This is a genomic window from Saccharopolyspora sp. MMCC62, from assembly GCF_057736575.1.
This window is the reverse complement of record NZ_JBYKCM010000002.1, coordinates 417706-438825: the sequence shown is the minus strand read 5'-3', so window position 1 is coordinate 438825 and position 21120 is coordinate 417706. Positions and strand designations below refer to the sequence as shown.

The following is a 21120-nucleotide window of genomic DNA, read 5'->3' as shown; positions in this document are numbered from 1 at the left end:
CAGAAACATTGAGCGGACTGCGCTCAACCCGGTTTGACGACCGGAGCGGGCCGGGGGTAAAACTTGAGTCGGCAAGGCTCAACGGACTACCCGGTCCGGGGCGCAAGATCAGGGAAGCAGGAGGAACCATCCATGGCGCGAGCGGTCGGCATCGACCTGGGGACGACCAACTCCGTCGTTTCCGTCCTCGAAGGCGGTGAATCGACGGTCATCGCCAACTCCGAGGGCTCGCGGACGACGCCGTCCATCGTCGCCTTCGCGAAGAACGGCGAGATCCTCACGGGTCAGCCAGCGAAGAACCAGGCGGTCACGAACGTGGACCGCACCATCCGGTCGGTCAAGCGCCACATGGGCACCGACTGGAAGACGGAGATCGACGACAAGGCGTACACGCCGCAGGAGATCAGCGCGCGAGTGCTGATGAAGCTCAAGCGCGACGCCGAGGCCTACCTGGGCGACGACGTCACCGACGCGGTGATCACCGTCCCCGCCTACTTCGAGGACGCCCAGCGGCAGGCCACCAAGGAGGCCGGCCAGATCGCGGGCCTCAACGTGCTGCGCATCGTCAACGAGCCGACGGCCGCTGCGCTGGCCTACGGCCTCGACAAGGGCGAGAAGGAGCAGACGATCCTCGTCTTCGACCTCGGTGGCGGCACGTTCGACGTGTCCCTGCTGGAGATCGGCGAGGGCGTCGTCGAGGTCCGCGCGACCAGCGGTGACAACCACCTCGGTGGCGACGACTGGGACGAGCGCATCGTCGACTGGCTGGTCGAGAAGTTCAAGACCTCCAACGGCATCGATCTGACCAAGGACAAGATGGCCTTGCAGCGGATCAAGGAAGCCGCGGAGAAGGCCAAGATCGAGCTGTCCAGCTCTTCCACGGCCAACATCAACCTGCCGTACATCACGGTGGACTCCGAGAAGAACCCGATGTTCCTCGACGAGACCCTGAGCCGTGCGGAGTTCCAGCGCATCACCTCCGACCTGCTGGAGCGCACCCGCAAGCCGTTCGAGGCCGTGGTGCGCGACGCGGGCGTGAAGGTCGCCGACGTCGACCACGTGGTCCTCGTCGGTGGTTCCACCCGGATGCCCGCGGTCACCGAGCTCGTCAAGGAGCTCACCGGTGGTCGCGAACCGAACAAGGGCGTGAACCCGGACGAGGTCGTCGCCGTCGGCGCCGCCCTGCAGGCCGGTGTGCTGCGCGGCGAGGTCAAGGACGTCCTGCTGCTGGACGTCACCCCGCTGTCCCTGGGCATCGAGACCAAGGGCGGCATCATGACCAAGCTGATCGAGCGCAACACCACGATCCCGACCAAGCGCTCGGAGACGTTCACGACGGCGGACGACAACCAGCCGTCGGTGCAGATCCAGGTCTTCCAGGGCGAGCGCGAGATCGCGGCGCACAACAAGAAGCTCGGCATGTTCGAGCTCACCGGGCTGCCGCCGTCGCCGCGGGGCGTGCCGCAGATCGAGGTCTCCTTCGACATCGACGCCAACGGCATCGTGCACGTCAACGCGAAGGACCTCGGCACCGGCAAGGAGCAGTCGATGACCATCACCGGCGGCTCCGCGCTGCCGAAGGAGGACATCGACCGGATGGTCTCCGACGCCGAGGCGCACGCCGAGGAGGACAAGAACCGCCGCGAGGAGGCGGAGGCCCGCAACCAGGCGGAGACCCTCGTCTACCAGACGGACAAGGTCCTCACCGACAACGACGAGAAGCTGCCCGAGGAGACCAAGACCAAGGTCAAGGCGGCCGTCGACGAGGTCAAGGAAGCCCTGAAGGGCGAGGACGTCGCCGCCATCAAGACCGGGGTCGAGAAGCTCGCCACCGAGTCCCAGGCGCTGGGCCAGGCCCTCTACGCCGACGCCGGTGCCGACGCTGCCGCCGCCGGTGCGGCCGGGGCGGCCGGTGACGCGGCGGGTGCGACCGCCGGTGCCGGTGCGACCAGCGGTGGTGCCGAGGACGTGGTGGACGCCGAGATCGTGGACGACGAGGACGAAAAGAAGAAGAAGTGACCTCCGAGAGCTCGAGCGACTCCGACCGGCAGCAGCCGGCGCAGGACGAACAGGAGCCGGTGGTGGTCCGGGACCGCAGGCGGATCGATCCGCAGACCGGTGAACCCCGGGCCGCCACCGAGCAGGGGCAGGTGACGGAGAGCATGTCCGGCACGCTGGACGAGGAACTGGCCAAGGTGAACGAGGGCGCCGCCGAGGCGACGTCCGAGGAGCCCGAGGCCGGCGGTGCGGACGCCGAGCTGCGCAAGCAGGTCGACGAGCTCACCGAGGACCTCAAGCGGGTCACCGCCGAGTACGCCAACTACCGCAGGCGCACCGAGCGCGACCGCGAATCGGTGGTCAACGCGGCCAAGGCGTCGGTGGCCGGTGACCTGCTCACCGTGCTCGACGACCTGGAGCGGGCCGACTCGCACGGCGACCTCACCGGCGCGTTCAAGTCGGTGGCCGACAAGCTCGTCGGTTCGCTGACCAACGCGGGCCTGGTGGCCTTCGGCGCCGAGGGCGACGAGTTCGACCCGTCGGTGCACGAGGCCGTGCAGCACACCACTTCCTCGGAGGTGTCCGGACCGACCGTCACGACCGTCATGCGGCGTGGCTACCGGTTCGGCGACCGGGTGCTGCGGCCCGCGATGGTCGCCGTCACCGACCACGAGCCGGAAGCGGCGGCACCACCGGAGAGCGGTGCCGAGACCGGCGAGGACACGGCACAGTGAGACCACGACCCCGCTCGGCGGAACGCGGCACGACCGATACGGGAGGCCGCGTCCCGCGTGGCCTCGCCTGGCCCGCGCGGCCGGGCGGGGTCGGGTTCGCGCCGATGGCGACGACCACGCCGGCCCAGACCGGCCCGATGCGACAGCGAAGTGGAAGGAGGGGCGCCCGGTGAGTGCCAGGGAATGGCTCGACAAGGATTTCTACGGCGAGCTGGGCGTCTCGTCCGACGCGAGTGCTGACGAGATCAAGAAGGCCTACCGGAAGTTGGCGCGGGAGAACCACCCCGACGCCAACCCCGGCAACAGCGCGGCCGAATCCAAGTTCAAAGCGGTCTCCGAGGCGTACGGCGTCCTGTCCGACCCGGAGAAGCGCAAGCAGTACGACGAGGCGCGCCGCCTGTTCGGCAGCGGTTTCGGCGGCGGCCAAGGCGGCTTCGGCGGTTTCGGCGGCGGTGCGGGAGCCGGTGGCGCGGGCGGATTCGACCTGGGCGACCTGTTCGGCGGCGGCGCCGGACCGCGACCCGGCGGCGGTGGCGGTGGTGCCGGCGGGCTCGGCGACCTGTTCGGCGGGCTGTTCGGCGGCGGCGGCGCCGGTCGCCGCGGTGGTGCCGCGAGCGCCAGCAGACCGCAGCGCGGCTCCGACGTGGAGACCGAGGTCCGCATCGACTTCGCCGAGGCGGTGCGCGGTGCGACCGTGCCGCTGCGGCTGTCCAGCCCGGCGACCTGCCTGACCTGCCACGGGGCCGGCGCGAAGCCGGGAACTCGGGCGCGCACCTGCAGCACCTGCTCCGGTGCGGGCCTGGTGACCCGGAACCAGGGCGCCTTCGCGTTCAGCGAGCCCTGCCCGGACTGCCGCGGCCGCGGGCAGATCATCGACGACCCGTGCCCGGACTGCCGGGGCGAGGGGGTCGCGACCCGCACCCGCACCCTGACCGTGCGCATCCCGTCCGGGGTGAACGACGGCCAGCGGATCCGGCTCGCCGGTCAGGGCGAACCGGGGCGCAACGGCGCGGCGGCGGGCGACCTGTTCGTCGTCGTGCACGTCAACGCGCACCGGGTGTTCGGACGATCCGGTGATGATCTCACCGTGACGTGCCCGGTGACCTTCCCCGAGCTGGCGCTGGGAACTACGTTGACCGTGCCGACGCTCGACGGGAAGGTCTCGCTGAAGGTCCAGCCGGGCACGGCCAGCGGCCGGACCCTGCGGGTGCGCGGCAAGGGAGTCGGCCGGAAGGCGGGCGGCAGCGGTGACCTGCTGGTCACGCTGCAGGTCGCGGTGCCGTCCAGCTTGGACGACGCGGCGGCCGACGCTCTGCGGTCCTACGCGGAGGCCACGGCGGAGCACGATCCGCGTGCGGAGTGGGACGAGCTGCTCGGGAGGTAGTCATGGGTGACGGTCCACGGGGCGCGCGGCTGAACGTGACGATCGGATTCCCGCCAGGGGCCAACGAGGACACGCCGATGTTCGTGATCTCGGTGGCCGCGGAGCTCTCCGGGCTGCACGCCCAGACGCTGCGCAGCTACGACCGGCTCGGCCTGGTCTCGCCGGGTCGAACCCCGGCGGGCGGGCGGCGCTACTCGACGCGGGACATCGCCCTGCTGCGCGAGGTGCAGCGGCTGTCCCAGGAAGAGGGCGTCAACCTCGCGGGCGTGAAGCGGATCATCGAGCTGGAGAACGAGGTGGACGCCCTGCGGGACAAGGTGCAGGGCCTGCTGGAGGAACTCACCGCCGCGCACGCCGCGGCCGAGCAGACCGCCGCGCAGGTGCACGCCTCCTACCGCCGGGACCTCGTGCCCGTGCACCAGGAGACCGCCCTGGTCGTCTGGAAACCGGATTCGCGCCGGTAGGCCGCGCCAGTCCTTCGAACGCCCCGAACCGCTCCCGGTCCGGGGCGTTCGCGCGTGCGGGGGCGGTCAGTCCAGCGAGAACGGGTCGTAGTGGATCTGGTCCAGCGGAACACCGGTGACCAGTAGCTTCGACACCGTGGCGCGGACCATCGACGGGGAACCGCTGAGCAGCACCTCGTGCTGCGACCAGTCGTAGCGGGCGACCGCGTCGGCCAGCGTGCCCTGTTCGGCGCCGATCGCGCCCGGGTCGTGCTCCAGCACCGGGACGACGGTGAACCACGGGTTGGTCATCGCCACCCGCTGCAGGTTCGCCAGGTCGTAGAGGTCGTCCCGGGTGCGGCCGCCGTAGTACAGCCGGACCTGCGGGTTCTCGCCGTACTGGGCGAGGTCCTCGACGATCGCGCGCATCGGGGCGAGCCCGGTGCCGCCCGCGATCATCAGCACGTCCCGCTCGCTCTCCCGGTCCACGTGCAGCTGGCCCATCGGCGAACCGATCCGCCACCGGTCGCCGCGTTGGGCGTGCCCGACGAGCGCGCGGCTGACCCAGCCGCCGTCGACGGCGCGCACGTGGAATTCGAGGACGCCGTCGTCGCCGGGCATGTTCGCCGGGCTCAGGTAGCGCCACAGCCGCGGCCGCTGCGGCACTTCGACGCTCACGTACTGGCCGGGGTGGTAGGGCACGGGGTGGTCGGTCTCGACCCGGATGACGGCGAGTTCGCGGTTGATCCGGGTGTGGCCGATGACCTCGCCGTCGTACCAGGCCGGCCCGTCGTCCTCGTTGGCCGCGCTGATCATCGCGGTGGCCATCACGGTGTAGGCCTCGGCCCAGGCGCGTTCGACCTCCTGGGTCCAGGCGGGGCCGGAGTGCTTCTTGATCGCGGCGAGCAGCGCGGTGCCGACCGCTTCGTAGTGCTGGGAGACGACGCCGAACTTGCGGTGGTCCCGGCCGAGCTGGTGCAGGAACGGCAGCAGGTCGTCGGGCCGGTCGATCATCTGGATGATGTGCACCAGCGCCCGCATCAGCCGGTCGCGAACGGTCTCCATGTTGGCGGAGAACAGTTCGCGGGTGTTCGGCGCGATGCTGAACAGCATGGCGTAGAAGAACCTGGCGACCTCGTCGGAGCGGGCGTCGATGCCTGCCCAGCTCTCCCGGATCAGGTGGACCATCTGGCTCGCGCGTTCCGGCGTCGGCCGGTTGGGACGGGGGCCCGGGCTCAGTACGGCGTTCGCTGGCATGGTTCGGTCGCGGTCTCCACGAGGTCGGTGAGCATCCGGTCAGGTGCACACTGCTGCGTTGCGTGATGTCCCCCGACGTCGAGGACCATAACGCCTCGTCGTGTCCTCACACTATTGATGCCACGTTTGAGGGCGTTTCGACTACGCAACGTCGACAACGGCGGATATGTAGCGGGGAAACCTGCGTCTGCTGGTGTGTGCCGGCCGGTGTGCATGACACTCTGTGCGCGTGCGTCCCGAAACTCAGACCGCCGAGCCCGCCGGCCGCGCCGAGCACGTGAACCGGCAGCGGACGGCCCCGGGCCCCGACCACGTGCGGCGCGGGCGGCGGGCCACCGAGGTCGACGAACGCCCCGCGGCGGAACTGCCCGGCTCCGCCGGTGAGCACGTGCTGCAGGAGGCCCACGGCACCGAGAAGCGGGCCCGGCGGTTCTACGACGACCAGGTCCTCGACCACCTCAACACCCGGATGCGCGAGTTCATCGCCCGGATGGAGATGGCCTTCGTCGCCACCGCGGACGGCGGCGGGGAATGCGACTCCAGCCTCCGCGCGGGCCCGCCCGGGTTCATCGAGGTCCTCGACGACCACCACCTCGCCTACCCCGAGTACCGCGGCAACGGCGTGATGGCCAGCCTCGGCAACATCAGCGAGAACCCGCACCTGGGCATGCTCATGGTCGACTTCACCGAGGACCTCATCGGCCTGCACGTCAACGGCACCGCCGAGATCGTGGAGGACGCCGACCTGCGCGAGCGGCACCCGGAGCTGCCGGTCGAGTTCGACCGCGGCCGCACGCCGGAGCGCTGGGTGGTCGTCGAGGTCGAGGAGGCCTACATCCACTGCCGCAAGCACATCCCCCGGATGGTCCCGGTGCTGCGCAAGCGCAGCTGGGGGACCGACGACGCGAAGCGCAAGGGCGGCAACTACTTCACCGAATGATCGCTCGCCCGCGCCGGGGAACGCGGCCCCGGTGCACCCCTGGGGCGGGGGGACACTGGACAGCAGGAACACTGGTGCTGCGCGGAGCGACGCGCCAGTGCAGGACGGCGGGCGGAGAACACAGCCGTGATCGAGCGGATCGAAACGTCGGCGGGCAGCCCGGCCACCGGTGCGGGCACGTCGGACCGGGAGCGCAGGGGCGCGGCCGAAGCGGTCGAACGCGAACTCGTGATGATGTTCCGGCGCGCCCGCAACTTCTCGATGACCGTGGCCTCGCAGGTCCACCCGGACCTGGATCCGGCGTCGTACAGCCTGCTGCTGATGGTCGACGACGCGGGTTCGCTGCGCGGGATGGACGTGGCGGACCGGACGGGCCTGGACAAGTCGACGGTCAGCAGGCAGATCGCGACGCTGGTCGAGCTGGACCTGCTGGAGCGGGTTCCCGATCCGGACGACGGCCGGGCGCGCCGCATCCAGTTGTCGGCGTCCGGGCGGTCCCGGTTGGCGCAGGTCCGCAAGCAGCGGCGCAAGCACATGCACGGCGAGTTCGCGCACTGGAGCACCGAGGACCTGCAGGACCTGTCCCGCCTCCTGGCAAAACTGAACCGCATGTTCTGACTGATCGTCTCTTCGGGCTCGTTCTGCGTGGTGGTCGGGTGGCGGAACCTCAGCTGCTTCCTCGCTGCGGGATCGATTTCACCGGTGGCTCCGCCACAGGAGAAATCGCTGTCCTCGCGAGGAAGCAGCTGAGAACCCGCGGGTGGTCCTGCTGCGTGCGTGGTTTCTGCTCAGCGGCTTCGCCGCTGACCGGCAACGGATGTGACCGGCCGGGCGGGTTCCCAGGCAGGCAGCCCTCGCGGCTCGTCGTTCCGCTTCGGTATTCCCGGTGGCGGGGGTGGGGCGTCCCACTTCTGGATAAGTTGCCTTCTGCAACTAACCTCTTTATAGTTGCGTGCAGCAACTAAAGGAGTGGCTCGTGGGACCGACACCGGAAACGTGCAGCGAACTGCTGCGGCCCCTCCGCGCGCTGATGGGGCTCAAGCAGACCGCGGTGCAGATCCTCAACCAACAAGCCCGGACCGACCTGCCGTACGCGGCCAGCGGACTCCTCGGCGAACTCGTGCACTGCGGGGAATCGCGAGCCTCCGAGCTCGCCGCGCACCGCTTCGTCGACGCGTCCGTCGTCAGCAGGCAGGTCTCCCAGCTGGAGACCGCCGGGTTGATCACCCGGCGCGCCGACCCGCAGGACCGCCGCGTATCCCTGCTGCGCGCCACCGAGGAAGGCGAGCAGGCGCTGGCCCGCATCGAGCGGCACCGCGCCGAATGGCTCAGCAGCGCGCTCAGCGACTGGGACGACTCCCGCGTGCGCGACCTGGCCGAGCTGCTCGACCACGCCGCCTCCGACCTCCGCCGCGCCGTGCTGCCCGAGCACGCCGCGGCCCACGAAGAAACCTCGCACCCGGCCCGGCCGCAGGTGCCCACCGACGACCGACGCCCCACCGCGTCGTCCCAGGAAGGAACTCGATGACCCGCTCGACCATCGGCGAAGCCACGTCGACGAGCTCGCCGCCGACCGGCAGGCCCGCCGACGACGGGTCCGCCGCGCACCGGGACGGAGGCCGCCACCAGGTCACCACCGGCTCGTCCATGACGCACCGCCAGATCCTGGAGGCGATGTCCGGACTGATGCTGGCGCTGCTGGTCGCGATCCTCAGCTCGACGATCGTGTCCAACGCCCTGCCGCGCATCCTGTCCGACCTCGGCGGCAGCCAGAGCCAGTACACCTGGGTGGTCACGGCGATGCTGCTGACCTCCACCGCCTCCACCCCGATCTGGGGCAAGCTCTCCGACCTGTTCAGCAAGAAGCTGCTGTACCAGATCGCGATCACCGTGTTCACCCTCGGCTCGGTGCTCGGCGGCTTCGCCCAGACGATGCCGCAGCTCATCGCGTTCCGCGCCGTGCAGGGCATCGGCATGGGCGGGTTGCAGGCCCTGATCCAGGTCGTGATCGCCGCGATGGTGTCGCCGCGGGAGCGCGGCCGCTACAGCGGCTACATCGGCGCCACCTTCGCGGTCGCCACGGTCAGCGGGCCGCTGGTCGGCGGGCTCATCGTGGACACCTCGTGGCTCGGCTGGCGCTGGTGCTTCTGGGTGACCGTGCCGATCGCGGTGATCGCGTTCATCGTCCTCGGCCGCACGCTGAAGCTGCCGGTGATCAAGCGGCCGGTGCGCATCGACTGGTTCGGCGCGCTGTTCCTCGTCGGCGGCGTGAGCCTGCTGCTGGTGTGGGTCTCGATGGCGGGCAAGCAGTTCGACTGGGCCTCGACGGAGACCGCCCTGTACGTCGGTGGCGGGGTGCTCTCGCTGATCATCGCGGTGATCATCGAATCGCGGTTCCCGGAACCGATCGTGCCGCTGAGCATGTTCCGCAACCCCACGGTCACGCTGGCCACCATCGGCACCGTCGCGGTCGGCACCGCGATGTTCGGCGGCTCGGTGTTCCTCGGGCAGTACTTCCAGATCGCCCGCAGCTTCAGCCCCACGCACGCCGGGCTGATGACGCTGCCGATGGTGCTCGGGCTGTTCCTGTCCTCCACCATCTCCGGGCAGATCATCTCGCGGGGCAGCGGCAAGGTGAAGCCGTTCCTGATCTTCGGTTCGATCGTGCTCGTGGTGGGCATGGGCCTGCTGTCGACGATGGACCACACCACGAACCTCGTGCTGGTCGGGTTCTACCTGGCGCTGATGGGCATCGGCGTCGGCTCGCTGATGCAGAACCTGGTGCTGACCGTGCAGAACGTCACCACCGGCAAGAACGTCGGTTCGGTGACCTCGGTCGTCACGTTCTTCCGGACGCTCGGCGGCTCCGCCGGGGTGTCGGTGCTGGGCGCGGTGCTGGCCGCGCGGGTCACCGACTACGTCAACGACGGCCTGGCCGCGAGGGGCATTCCGACCGGCGCGGGCGGCGGCGGCGGTTCGCTGAACATCGGCGCGCTGCCCGGCCCGCTGCAAGAGGTCGTGCGCTCCGCCTACGGCGACGCGATCGGGGACATCTTCCTGGTCTCCGCCTGCATCTCGGTGATCACGCTGCTGGCGGTGGTGTTCATCAAGGAGGTCCCGCTGCGGCGGACCATCGAATCCCAAGACGAAGTTCGGGCGGAAACTGTGGACAACCAACCGCTTCCTGTGGACAACTCGATCGGCGCGGAGACGACGCCGGTCGCCCGCCAGAGTGGTTCCGCGCAGCTTGCAGGGGGGTCGCACGCCGCGGCACCGCACTTCGGCGAGCCTGTGGACAACTCTGTGGGCAACCACTCCCGTGCCTGGTCAACGACGCAAGCCGGGGTGAACGGGAACGGCGGCGGGCGGCACCTGGCCGGCGATCTCGCCGGTGCCGGGACGAGCGGCGGCGGGCTGTACGTGCAGGGGGCCGCGCAGGACTCCACCGGCAACCCGGTCGCCGGGGTGGTGCTGACCCTCACCGACTCGCTCGGCAGGCAGGTGGAGCGGGCCCGCACCGACGCCGACGGCGGCTACCGGCTCGACGTCCCCCGCGGCGGCACCTACGTGCTGATCGCGGCCGCCGGGACCTACCAGCCGACCGCCTCGATGGTCGTGGTCAGCGACAAGCCGGTCCGCCACGACGTGCGGATGTTCGGGTCCGGCCGGGTCGGCGGCGTCGTGCACTGCGGCGACCGCGAGATCTCCGGGGCGACCGTGGTGCTGACCGACCTGCGCGGCGAGGTCGTCGGGTCCAGTGCCAGCGGCCCGGACGGGAGCTACGCGTTCACCGACCTCGTCGGCGGCTCCTACGCGCTGACCGCCACCGCCGAGGGCTTCCGCCCGGTCGCCACCCCGGTGGCCGTCGCGGACGGCGAACGGGTCGCGCTGGACGTGGAGCTCGAAGCGGGGGCCGCGCTGACCGGTGTGGTGCGCTCGGCGAACCTGGGCCTGCCGGTCCCGGACGCCCGGGTGACCCTGCTCGACGCCGCCGGTGAGGTCGTCAGCGCCGTCACCACCGACGCCGAGGGCGGCTACGCGTTCACCGACCTGCCGGACGGGGACTACACGGTCATCGCCACCGGCTACCCGCCGGTCGCGGCCCCGCTGCGGCTCGCCGGGGCGCGCACCACGCACGACGTCGAATTGGGGCACTGAGCATGACCGCGGTGCAGAGCGGAAGGAGCGGTGCGCAGGTGAGCGGAGCCGGAACGGTGACGGCGCAGGTGCGCACCGGAGACGGGTGGCCGGTGCCGGGGGCGGCGCTGACCCTCATCGACGGGGCGGGCGCGCAGGCCGCGCGGGTGCAGACCGCGGAGGACGGCGGCGCCGTCGCCGACGGGCTCGCGCCCGGCACCTACACGGCGATCGTCACCAACCTCGGTTACGAGCCACTGGCCCGGACCACGCTGGTCCGGTCCGGGCAGGAGGCGGCGCTGGGCGTGCTGGAGCTGAGCCGGGCGGGCGGCAACGAGCTGCCCGCGCCGGGGACCTGGGCGATCGACCCGGCGCACTCCTCGATCCGGGTCAGCGCCCGCCACCTCGGCATCACCAGCATCCACGGGCGCTTCACCGAGTTCAGCGGTGAGGTGCGGGTCGGCGACCCGATCGAGGCCACCGGGGTCTCGGTGCGGATCGTCGCGGCCAGCGTGGACACGGCGAACGAGCAGCGGGACGCGCACCTGCGCACCGCGGACTTCCTCGACGTCGAGCAGCACCCGGAGATCACGTTCACCGCCACCGGCCTGCGGCCCGCGGGCGGCGAGCGCTGGGAGCTCGCCGGGGAGCTGACGCTGTGCGGCGTCACGCGGCCGGTCGTGCTGGACACGCACTACGCGGGCGTCGGGCCGGACCCGTGGGGCGGCTCGCGGGCGTCCGCGTCGGCCACCGCGGAGCTGCGGCGCGAGGACTTCGCGATCACCTTCAACCAGGCGCTGCGCACCGGCATCGCCGCGATCGGCACCACCCTGCGGGTGGACATCGACGTGCAGGCGGTGCGGCAGGACTGAGCCGGAGACCTCGCGGCGCTCCGGGTCCCGGACGGGGCCGGGCCGGAGCGGCCGCGCGGAGAGGTTCCGCCCGCACGGGGGCGGGTGGAACACGTGAGCAGGGGCGTTCGCCGGGGGCGAGCGCCCCTCTCGCACGTCCGGGGGCGGTCAGCCCACCTTCTCCGGCGGTTCGACCGGGGTCACCTCCCCGGTGCGCAGCTTCTCGCGGAAGCTCCGGAGCTCGCGCTTGACCACCGGCAGCAGCAGGTACAGCCCGATGATGTTGAACAGGGCGAGCGCGAACAGCACCGCGTCCGCGAAGTCGAGCACGCTGGTCAGCGTCAGCACCGATCCGATCACGGTGCACGCGCAGAACAGCACGTTGTAGGCCGTCTCCTTCGCCTTGGACTTGCCGAACAGGAACAGCCACGCCCGCTGCCCGTAGTAGCCCCAGGTGATGATCGTGGAGATGGCGAACAGGGCCACCGCGAGCGTCAGCACGTAGGGGAACCACGGCAGCACGGTCGCGAACGCCTCGGAGGTGACGGTGACCCCGTCCGGGGTCTCCCCGCCGCCGAGCACCTGCTGCTGCGCGTCGAGCCAGAACTCGGTGCGGGCGATGACGATGGTCAGCGCCGTCATGGTGCAGATGATCACGGTGTCCACGAAGGGTTCGAGCAGCGCGACGAAGCCCTCGGTGACCGGGTGCCGGGTCTTGACCGCGGAGTGCGCGATCGGCGCCGAGCCGAGGCCTGCCTCGTTGGAGAACGCGGCCCGCTGGAATCCGATGATCAGCACGCCGATCGCCCCGCCGAACCCGGCGGCCGGGGTGAACGCGCCGCGCACGATCTCGCCGACGGCGGCGGGCACCGCGGTGATGTTCACGCCGATCACGATCAGGCAGGCCACCACGTAGATGATCGCCATCGTCGGCACCAGCTTGCTGGTGACGGCACCGATGGACTTGATGCCGCCGATGATGACGGCGCCGACCAGCCCGGCCAGCACCAGCCCGAAGACGAGCGCGGCGCCGTCCCCGCCCAGCCAGCCCTGCTCGCCGCCGGTGACGTTGCGCAGCTGGGCGAAGGTCTGGTTCGCCTGGAACATGTTGCCCCCGGCGATGCCGAAGAACAGGATCATGATCGCGGCGAGTACGGCCAGCACCTTGCCGAGCCGGGCGCCGAAGCCGCCGGGGAACCGTTCGGCGATGCCCTTGCGCAGGTACTGCATGGGGCCGCCGGAGACGGTGCCGTCCTCGTGGATGTCGCGGTACTTCACGCCGAGGGTGCATTCGACGAACTTGGTGCACATGCCCAGCAGACCGCACACGATCATCCAGAAGGTCGCGCCGGGGCCGCCGACGGTGACGGCGACCCCGACCCCGGCGATGTTGCCGAGCCCGACCGTCGCGGAGACCGCGGAGGACAGCGCTTGGAAGTGGGTGATCTCGCCGGGGTCGTCCGGGCGGGAGTACTTCCCGCGGACCAGGGCCAGCGACAGGCCGAGCGAGCGGAACTGGATGAAGCCGAACGCGGCGGTGAACACGGCGGCGGCGATGACCAGCCAGGCCACGATCCAGGGGAACGTGACGCCGAACAGCGTGAGTTCGCCGAACACGAGGTTCGAGAACCCGGTGGAGATCGGTTCGAAGACGGTGTTGATGGTGTTCTCGACATCGGAGAGCGCGCCGTCTCCGGCGGCGAGCACCTCGATGTGCGGGGGTGGGCTCGCCGGGAGCGGGCCGGATGTGTCGGGCATGGCGGGAAGTGGACCAAGGCGACATTGGTGACTCAATACTTTTGGGTGATCAGTCCGTAAAATCGCACCCGTTTTGTGACTCGTTGTGACCGGAAACCCGTCAAATGGGTGAGTGAAATTGCGCGTACAGCCGTAGAGGTGCCCCGCGAGCCGCAGCGGGTGTAGGCTTGAGCGCAACGGACTCAACTTTCATGCGGAGGTGCCGTTGCTGCCGTTCCGGACCTCCGCCGGTGTTGCACGGCGGGCGTCCGGCGCGAGCATGGGAGCTCGTGCGCGACGCCCCGGCGAGGTGGAGGAATGGACGCTTTCAACCCGACGACCAAAACCCAACAGGCGATCTCCTCGGCGGCCCAGGCCGCCACGGTGGCGGGCAACCCCGACGTCGGCCCCGCCCGGCTGCTCGGCGCGCTGCTCGCGCAGGGGGACGGCATCGCGGCGCCGCTGCTGACCGCGGTCGACGCCGACGTGGCGGACGTGCGCCGCGACGTCGAAGCGCTGCTCAACGCGCTGCCCGCGGCCTCCGGCTCGACCGTGTCCGCGCCGCAGCTATCCCGCGACGCGCTCAAGGCCGTCACCCACGCCCAGCACCTGGCGACCGAGATGGGCGACGACTACGTCTCCACCGAGCACCTGCTGGTCGGTCTCGCGGCCGAAGGCGGCCAGGTCGCCGACCTGCTCCGCAGGCACGGCGCCACCCCCGAGGCGCTGCGCGACGCCTTCGCGAAGGTGCGCGGCTCGGCGCGCGTCTCCAGCCCCGACCCGGAGAGCACCTTCCAGGCCCTGGAGAAGTACGGCCAGGACCTCACCACGCGCGCCCGGAACGGCGAGCTCGACCCGGTCATCGGCCGCGACTCGGAGATCCGGCGCGTCGTGCAGGTGCTGTCCCGGCGCACCAAGAACAACCCCGTGCTCATCGGCGAACCCGGCGTCGGCAAGACCGCCATCGTCGAAGGCCTCGCCCAGCGCATCGTCGCCGGTGACGTGCCCGAATCGCTGCGCGGCAAGCGCGTCATCGCCCTCGACCTCGGCTCCATGATCGCCGGGGCCAAGTACCGCGGCGAGTTCGAGGAGCGGCTCAAGGCCGTGCTCAAGGAGATCACCGACTCGGCGGGCGAAGTCGTCACGTTCATCGACGAGCTGCACACCATCGTCGGCGCCGGTGCCACCGGCGAAGGCGCGATGGACGCCGGCAACATGATCAAGCCGATGCTGGCCCGCGGCGAACTCCGCATGGTCGGCGCCACCACCCTCGACGAGTACCGCGAGCACATCGAGACCGACGCCGCGCTGGAACGCCGCTTCCAGCAGGTCATGGTCGGCGAACCGAGCCCGCAGGACGCCGTCGCGATCCTGCGCGGCCTCAAGGAGCGCTACGAGGTGCACCACGGCGTGCGGATCACCGACGGCGCGCTCGTCGCCGCCGCCACGCTCTCCGACCGCTACATCACCGCGCGGTTCCTGCCGGACAAGGCCATCGACCTCGTCGACGAGGCCGCGTCCCGGCTCCGCATGGAGATCGACTCGCGGCCGGTGGAGATCGACGAGGTGGAACGCGCCGTGCGCCGCCTGGAGATCGAGGAGATGGCGCTCGCCAAGGAATCCGACGCCGCCTCCGTCGACCGGCTCGCCACCCTGCGCGGCGAGCTCGCCGACCGGCGCGAACGGCTCTCCGAGCTCACCGCGCGCTGGCAGGGCGAGAAGGAGTCCATCGACAAGGTCCGCGACCTCAAGACGCAGCTCGAACAGCTCCGCGGCGAATCCGACCGCGCCGAACGCGACGGCGACCTCGGCAAGGCCGCCGAACTGCGCTACGGTCGCATCCCCGCCCTGGAGAAGGAGCTCGGCACCGCCACCGAAGCGCAGAGCGAGCGCAAGGCCATGCTGCAGGAGGAGGTCACGCCCGACGACGTCGCCGACGTGGTCAGCTCCTGGACCGGCATCCCGGCCGGGCGGCTGCTCGAAGGCGAGACCGCGAAGCTGCTGCGCATGGAGGACGAGCTGGAGACCCGCGTGGTCGGCCAGAGCGAAGCCGTGCGCGCCGTGTCCGACGCGGTGCGCCGCGCCCGCGCCGGCGTCGCCGACCCCGACCGGCCCACCGGATCGTTCCTGTTCCTCGGGCCCACCGGCGTCGGCAAGACCGAACTGGCGAAGGCGCTCGCCGGGTTCCTGTTCGACGACGAGCGGGCGATGATCCGCATCGACATGAGCGAGTACTCCGAGAAGCACTCGGTGGCCCGCCTCGTCGGCGCCCCGCCCGGCTACGTCGGCTACGACCAGGGCGGCCAGCTCACCGAATCGGTGCGGCGCAGGCCGTACTCGGTGGTGCTGCTCGACGAGGTCGAGAAGGCGCACCCGGACGTGTTCGACGTGCTGCTGCAGGCGCTCGACGACGGTCGGCTCACCGACGGCCAAGGGCGCACGGTGGACTTCCGGAACACCATCCTGGTGCTCACCTCGAACCTCGGTTCGCAGGCCATCGCCGACCCGAACCTCACCGAGCAGCAGCGCGACGAAGCGGTGCTCGCCGTGGTGCGCCAGCAGTTCAAGCCGGAATTCCTCAACCGGCTCGACGACATGGTGGTGTTCCACTCGCTGTCCACCGAGGAGCTGACGTCCATCGTGGACATCCAGGTCCAGCGGCTCGCGGAGCGGCTCTCCCAGCGGCGGCTGACCCTGGACGTGCTGCCCGCCGCGCGGGACTGGCTGGCGCTCAACGGGTTCGACCCGATCTTCGGGGCGCGGCCGCTGCGGCGGCTCGTGCAGTCCGCGATCGGCGACCAGCTCGCGAAGCAGCTGCTGGCGGGCGAGGTGCGGGACGGGGACAAGGTCCGCGTGGACGTGGCCGACGACAACTCGGCCCTCACGGTCCGGGTTGAGTGATCGCCTGCTCGGCTCGGCCCGGGGGTGCTCGGCGGAACCGCACTGCCCGCCTCTGATCCGGTGCTGCGGGTCTTGCCGGTTTCCTGTCAGCGGCGACGCCGCTGAACCGCCGACCACCTGCGCAGCCCGACCACCCGCGGGTTCTCAGCGGTTCCCCCGCGAGGACGGCGTTGTCGCCTGTGGCCGAGCCACCGGTGAGAACGATCCCGCAGCGGGGGAACCGCTGGGGTTCCGCCATCCGAGCACTCCGCCACCCGAGTGGAAAGACTCCGTCAAGAGTTCGCCGGTCAGTGGCGGACGTAGGTGCTGAGCCAGGCCAGGGCGGCGAAGAGGGCGGCCACGGCGGCGAAGACCACGGTCGTCGTGGCCAGGCCCGCGTAGGTGGTGAGGATGCCCAGCAGCATGCTCGGCACCGTCGCCGACAGGTACGCCACGATGTAGATCATCGACGAGGTCGCCGCCCGGTTCTCCGGATCGGCCAGCCCGGTGAGCAGCCGGAACCCGCCCATGAACATCATCCCCCAGCCGGCGCCGACCACCGCCGACCCGGCGAAGAACCCGACGGCGCTGCCCGCGGGCACCGACCCGGCCACCACGGCCAGCCCGACGATCAGCACCGGCGCCGCGACCCGGACCGCCCGCTGGCCCAGCCATCCGGACAGCAGCAGCTGGGACACCGCGCCGACCCCGGCCACCGCGACCACCGACAGCCCGCCCACCAGGTACGGCGAACCGCTCACCAGGCTCTTCGCCACCGACGGCCCCAGCGACATGAACATGCCGCCGACCGTCCACGCCGCGAGCATCGTCGTCGCCAGCAGCGCGAACGCCCGCCCGCGCCCCGCGGGCACCCCGGGCCGCTGCGGTCGCAGCGCCACGCGCAGCGCGAGCCGCCTGCCGCGCACCGGCTCCGGCATCAGCCACACCAGCGGCACCGCCACTGCGAACCCGCCCACCAGCAGCAGGTAGGCGAGCACCGTCGGCGCGGGCGCGAACTGCACCAGCGCCCCGGACAGGCCCGACCCCAGCGCCATCCCGGCCCCGGCGGAGACCCCGTTCACCGTGGCGCCGCGGCTGGTGCCGGGCGGCTGGAAGTCCAGCAGCGAACCGCTGATCGCCCCCGTCGCCGCCCCCGTCGCGATGCCCTGCAGCGCGCGCCCGGCGAACAACCAGCCCACGTCCGGTGCGAACGCCAGCACCAGCACCGCGACGATCTCCAGGCCGAGCGCGGCCAGCAGCACCGGCCGCCGCCCCACCCGGTCGGACAGCGCTCCCACCAGCAGCAGCGCGGCGAGGATGCCGACCATGTAGGCGCTGAACACCTCGGTCAGCACCGTCGCGGAGAACCCCCAGCGCTGCTGGTAGATCGCGTACATCGGGGACGGTGCGGTCGAGGCCATCAGGAACAGGGCCAGCAGCGCGCCGGCGAACCAGAAGGCGCCGCGCCGGGTCAGCACCGGCCGGGCGAGACCGGCGCGCAGCGGGCGGTCGAGTGCGAGCTCCGGGGTGGTCATGGCTCTCCTCGTGCGGAACGGATGATTCCGCTCCGCACCAACCCGGGACCGGACCGGAACATTCCGCTCCCGCGTAGCCTGTGGTCATGACCACAGCGCAGCGCTCCGCCGGCTACGCCGAGCGCGTCATCGCCGCAGCGCGGGACGTGTTCGCCGAGCAGGGCTTCGACGCCCCCATCGCGGAGGTCGCGCACCGGGCCGGAGTCGGCGTCGCCAGCATCTACCGCCGCTGGCCCAGCAAGACCGACCTCGCCGAACAGGTGCGGATCAGCTGCCTGCGCCGGATCGTCGACGAAGCCGCCGCGGCCCGTGCGGAGGAACCCGACCCGTGGCGGGCGTTCACCGCTTTCCTGCGCCGCTGCCTCGCCGAAGGCAGCGGCGTCGGCACCGTGCTGCCCCCGGACGAACCCGGCGTCGAGCACACCGCCGACTACCTCGCCGCGCGCCGCGACATGGCCGCCTCCGTGGACGAGGTGGTGCGGGCCGCGCACGAGGCGGGCGAACTGCGCCCCGACTTCACCGCCGCCGACGTGGTGCTGCTGTTCAAGCACCTCAACCCGGCGCTGCCCGTCGCCGAACCGCGTCGCGCCGAGCTGCGGGCCCGCTACCTGGCCGCCGTCGTCGAAGGGCTCCGTGCCGAAGGCCGGGGCGCCGAAGGCCGGGGAATAGGAGATCGGGACGCCGGAGACCGGACCCCGCTGCCGGGCGCGGCACCCGACTGGTCCGAGGTGCACGCGATGCGCCGCGGCGAGACCTGATCCGACGTTCACCCGATCGGCCGCTCCAGAAGCCGATCACGCGAGCCGATGCATGAAGTAGACGAGGACGGGATGCGGACATCGCACCCGTCCTTCTTCACGTCCACCCCCGGACGACCGGGTGATCACCCCATCGCCGACCGGGCCGGGCGAAACGGACGACCCCGGACCCGGCCGCCTCCGGAGCGCGCACCGCCGCGGACCATCCGTGCAGCGCAGCTCGCACGGATGGCGCAATTCCGGGGCCGGGACCCCGGCGATCTTCGCGGACGATGCGGACGGGACTACCCTGCGCGGTGTGGGTATCCCTGCCTGGGTCTGGTTCCTCGTCGCCGTCCTCGCGATCGCCGCGGGCATCGCGCTGCTGATCGCCGACCGCGCACGACGCGCCCCGAACAACCGGGAGCGACGTCGCTGGGCGGCGCTGCGCGGCTGGCAGTTCGCCGAAGTCGACCAGGTGCTGCCAACGCGCTGGGAGCGCGGCGCCCTCGCGCAGCACGCCGGTGGCACCGCCACCGACGTCGTCGCGGGCTCCACGTTCACCGCCGACGGGCGACGCCAGGTCTACGTCCTCGACCTCACCACCAACGGCAAGGTCGCCACCGTGCTCGCCGGGGTCCGCTGCCGCCGCAGCATCGGCACCACCCTGGAGCTGTGGCAGCCGGACGTGCCGGTGCCGCAGGACTCCGGGCTCGACCTGCTCGGCCCCGTCGGGTCCCGCTACGCCTTCGTCACCGAGGTCGCCGCGGCCCGCCCGCTCGTCACCCCGTCGCTCGTCGAAGCGGCCGAAGAGGTCGGCGCCGACGTCACCGTCGTGTGGCTCGAGCAGGACTGGGTGCTCGCCGCGATCGAACCCGACAGCGCCGACCCGGCCCGCCTCGAACGCCTGCTGCGCGCCCTCGGCGAACTCGCCGACATCATCGACCCGTTCGAGACCGACCCGAACGAGCCCGAACCCGCCGCCGAGGAAACGACGCGGCAGCTCAAGGGCGCCACCGGGGCGAGCTCCCCGGCGGACACCAACGCCACGGTCCGGGTGGACCGGGCCGAGCACTCCGAGAACCAGTCCTGACCGGTGCGGGCCGGCGAGGCGATACGGTGCGCAGCATGCCTACCGCACTCGTCACCGGCCCCACCTCCGGAATCGGCAACGCCTTCGCCCGCAGGCTGGCCGCCGAGGGGCACGACCTGGTGCTCGTCGCCCGCGACGGCGCGCGGCTCGAAGAGCTCGCCGCGGCGCTGCGCGACCGGCACGGGGTGACCGTCGAAGTGCTCGTCGCCGACCTCGCCGACGACGCGCAGCTCGCCCAGGTGGAGCGGCGCGTCGCGGACGAGCGGCGACCGGTGGACCTGCTGGTCAACAACGCCGGTTTCGGCACCGGCGGCGCCTTCTGGGACACCGAGCCCGCGACGCTGCGCAAGCAGCTGGACCTCAACGTGGCCGCGGTGCTGCGGCTGACCCACGCGGCCGTGCCCGGGATGCGCGCCCGCGGTGGCGGCGACGTGATCAACCTGTCCAGCGTGGCCGGGTTCTTCTCGGTGGCGGGCTCGACCTACGCGGCCACCAAGTCGTGGGTGACGACGTTCTCCGAAGGCCTCGCCTCCGCGCTGACCGGTAGCGGGGTGCGGGTCATGGCGCTGTGCCCCGGGTTCACCCGCACCGAGTTCCACCAGCGCGCCGGGCTGAGCATGGACCGGCTGCCGAAGGCGTTCTGGCTGCGCGCCGACGACGTGGTGCACGAAGGGCTCGCCGACCTGCGCCGCGGCCGGTCGGTGTCCATCCCCGGCCCGCAGTACAAGGCGCTGGTCACCGTCGGCCGGCTCATCCCGCACCGGGTGCAGCGCGCCGTGGTCCGCCGCACCGTTCCCGGCCGCACCTGATCCGGCGCGGCGCGGCGCCAGTAGGATCGGGGCTCGTGACTCAGGTCGACCAGCAACAACGCGCCGAACTCGCCCGACTCGTCACCGAGATCGCCGTCGTGCACGGCAAGGTGACGCTGTCCTCCGGCAAGGAGGCCGACTACTACGTCGACCTGCGCCGGGCGACGTTGCACCACGCCGCCGCCCCCCTCATCGGCACCCTGCTGCGGCAGCTCACCGCGGACTGGGAGCACACCGCCGTCGGCGGGCTGACCCTGGGCGCCGACCCGGTCGCGACCGCCATGATGCACGCGTCCGGCCGCCCGCTCGACTCGTTCGTGGTGCGCAAGAACGCCAAGGCGCACGGGATGCAGCGCCGCATCGAAGGCCCCGACGTGGCGGGCCGCAAGGTCCTCGCCGTCGAGGACACGTCCACCACCGGCGGCAGCGTGCTCACCGCCGTGGAAGCGCTGCGCGAGGAGAACGCCGACATCGTCGGCGTGGTGACCGTGGTGGACCGCGGCACCGGCGCCCAGGAGGCCATCGAGGCCGCCGGGCTGACCTACCGCTCGCTGCTGGACCTCTCCGACCTCGGGTTGAGCTGAT

At 71.5% G+C, this 21120-nt stretch carries 17 protein-coding genes; 14 read left to right on the top strand and 3 right to left on the bottom strand.

The features are described from left to right. Positions 1-132: 132 nt before the first annotated feature. The 4 genes from dnaK to AC29IT_RS06225 all read left to right on the top strand — a co-directional run bounded on the left by dnaK (position 133) and on the right by AC29IT_RS06225 (position 4580). On the top strand, positions 133-2019 hold the full coding sequence (dnaK, locus tag AC29IT_RS06240) for a molecular chaperone DnaK (protein WP_358437425.1): 1887 nt from the start codon (positions 133-135) through the stop codon (positions 2017-2019). Continuing rightward, a complete protein-coding gene (gene grpE, locus AC29IT_RS06235) occupies positions 2016-2732 on the top strand; it encodes a nucleotide exchange factor GrpE (protein WP_358437428.1) in 717 nt (238 codons plus the stop codon). The genes dnaK and grpE overlap by 4 nt, the downstream gene beginning before the upstream one ends. A 169-nt stretch (positions 2733-2901) precedes the next feature. Then, positions 2902-4116, top strand: coding sequence for a molecular chaperone DnaJ (gene dnaJ / locus AC29IT_RS06230; protein WP_358437430.1), 1215 nt, complete (start codon positions 2902-2904; stop codon positions 4114-4116). Between the two features lie 2 nt (positions 4117-4118). Further along, the gene (locus tag AC29IT_RS06225) at positions 4119-4580 is read left to right on the top strand and encodes a heat shock protein transcriptional repressor HspR (RefSeq protein ID WP_358437433.1); all 462 of its coding nucleotides are present in this window, start codon (positions 4119-4121) and stop codon (positions 4578-4580) included. Between the two features lie 66 nt (positions 4581-4646). Here AC29IT_RS06225 and AC29IT_RS06220 read toward each other — a convergent pair whose 3' ends face one another. Then, positions 4647-5747, bottom strand: coding sequence for a globin domain-containing protein (locus tag AC29IT_RS06220; protein ID WP_488218107.1), 1101 nt, complete (start codon positions 5745-5747; stop codon positions 4647-4649). Between the two features lie 382 nt (positions 5748-6129). Here AC29IT_RS06220 and AC29IT_RS06215 point away from each other — a divergent pair, with 382 nt between their 5' ends. The 5 genes from AC29IT_RS06215 (at position 6130) to AC29IT_RS06195 (ending at position 11765) form a co-directional block, all read left to right on the top strand. Next, a complete protein-coding gene (locus AC29IT_RS06215; protein WP_488218254.1) occupies positions 6130-6756 on the top strand; it encodes a pyridoxamine 5'-phosphate oxidase family protein in 627 nt (208 codons plus the stop codon). Positions 6757-6882: 126 nt separating this feature from the next. Beyond that, entirely contained in the window at positions 6883-7374 is a 492-nt protein-coding gene (locus AC29IT_RS06210; protein ID WP_488218106.1) for a MarR family winged helix-turn-helix transcriptional regulator, read from the top strand. Positions 7375-7732: 358 nt separating this feature from the next. Next, complete coding sequence (locus AC29IT_RS06205) at positions 7733-8284, top strand: MarR family winged helix-turn-helix transcriptional regulator (protein ID WP_488218105.1); 552 nt, start codon at positions 7733-7735, stop codon at positions 8282-8284. Between the two features lie 119 nt (positions 8285-8403). Then, positions 8404-10914: an MFS transporter gene (locus AC29IT_RS06200; protein WP_488218253.1), complete on the top strand. Its 2511-nt coding sequence runs from the start codon at positions 8404-8406 to the stop codon at positions 10912-10914. Between the two features lie 38 nt (positions 10915-10952). After that, positions 10953-11765 carry a YceI family protein gene (locus AC29IT_RS06195; protein ID WP_358437445.1) on the top strand — a complete coding sequence of 271 codons (813 nt, stop codon included), beginning with the start codon at positions 10953-10955 and terminating at the stop codon, positions 11763-11765. Between the two features lie 147 nt (positions 11766-11912). Here AC29IT_RS06195 and AC29IT_RS06190 read toward each other — a convergent pair whose 3' ends face one another. Beyond that, complete coding sequence (locus AC29IT_RS06190) at positions 11913-13502, bottom strand: alanine/glycine:cation symporter family protein (protein ID WP_488218104.1); 1590 nt, start codon at positions 13500-13502, stop codon at positions 11913-11915. Between the two features lie 297 nt (positions 13503-13799). Between AC29IT_RS06190 and clpB the strand changes: the two genes are divergently transcribed. Continuing rightward, positions 13800-16382, top strand: a complete 2583-nt coding sequence (clpB, locus tag AC29IT_RS06185) for an ATP-dependent chaperone ClpB (RefSeq protein ID WP_488218103.1) — start codon at positions 13800-13802, stop codon at positions 16380-16382. 287 nt (positions 16383-16669) lie between these two features. Here clpB and AC29IT_RS06180 read toward each other — a convergent pair whose 3' ends face one another. Continuing rightward, positions 16670-17896, bottom strand: a complete 1227-nt coding sequence (locus AC29IT_RS06180; protein WP_488218102.1) for an MFS transporter — start codon at positions 17894-17896, stop codon at positions 16670-16672. 86 nt (positions 17897-17982) lie between these two features. Here AC29IT_RS06180 and AC29IT_RS06175 point away from each other — a divergent pair, with 86 nt between their 5' ends. The 4 genes from AC29IT_RS06175 (at position 17983) to pyrE (ending at position 21119) form a co-directional block, all read left to right on the top strand. Then, the gene (locus AC29IT_RS06175) at positions 17983-18654 is read left to right on the top strand and encodes a TetR/AcrR family transcriptional regulator (RefSeq protein WP_358437457.1); all 672 of its coding nucleotides are present in this window, start codon (positions 17983-17985) and stop codon (positions 18652-18654) included. Between the two features lie 298 nt (positions 18655-18952). Then, positions 18953-19726, top strand: a complete 774-nt coding sequence (locus tag AC29IT_RS06170; protein ID WP_358437460.1) for a type III secretion system chaperone family protein — start codon at positions 18953-18955, stop codon at positions 19724-19726. A 35-nt stretch (positions 19727-19761) separates the two neighbouring features. Further along, on the top strand, positions 19762-20535 hold the full coding sequence (locus AC29IT_RS06165) for an SDR family NAD(P)-dependent oxidoreductase (protein ID WP_358437463.1): 774 nt from the start codon (positions 19762-19764) through the stop codon (positions 20533-20535). Positions 20536-20570: 35 nt separating this feature from the next. After that, a complete protein-coding gene (gene pyrE, locus AC29IT_RS06160) occupies positions 20571-21119 on the top strand; it encodes an orotate phosphoribosyltransferase (RefSeq protein ID WP_358437465.1) in 549 nt (182 codons plus the stop codon). Position 21120 lies beyond the last annotated feature (1 nt).

Bases quoted from the DNA above. Each gene is read 5' to 3' on its own strand.
- dnaK (WP_358437425.1), top strand. From the start codon at position 133: ATGGCGCGAGCGGTCGGCATCGACCTGGGGACGACCAACTCCGTCGTT.
- AC29IT_RS06225 (WP_358437433.1), top strand. From the start codon at position 4,119: ATGGGTGACGGTCCACGGGGCGCGCGGCTGAACGTGACGATCGGATTC.
- AC29IT_RS06220 (WP_488218107.1), bottom strand. From the start codon at position 5,747: ATGGTCCACCTGATCCGGGAGAGCTGGGCAGGCATCGACGCCCGCTCC.
- AC29IT_RS06200 (WP_488218253.1), top strand. From the start codon at position 8,404: ATGACGCACCGCCAGATCCTGGAGGCGATGTCCGGACTGATGCTGGCG.
- AC29IT_RS06190 (WP_488218104.1), bottom strand. From the start codon at position 13,502: ATGCCCGACACATCCGGCCCGCTCCCGGCGAGCCCACCCCCGCACATC.
- clpB (WP_488218103.1), top strand. From the start codon at position 13,800: ATGGACGCTTTCAACCCGACGACCAAAACCCAACAGGCGATCTCCTCG.
- AC29IT_RS06180 (WP_488218102.1), bottom strand. From the start codon at position 17,896: ATGACCACCCCGGAGCTCGCACTCGACCGCCCGCTGCGCGCCGGTCTC.
- AC29IT_RS06175 (WP_358437457.1), top strand. From the start codon at position 17,983: ATGACCACAGCGCAGCGCTCCGCCGGCTACGCCGAGCGCGTCATCGCC.
- AC29IT_RS06165 (WP_358437463.1), top strand. From the start codon at position 19,762: ATGCCTACCGCACTCGTCACCGGCCCCACCTCCGGAATCGGCAACGCC.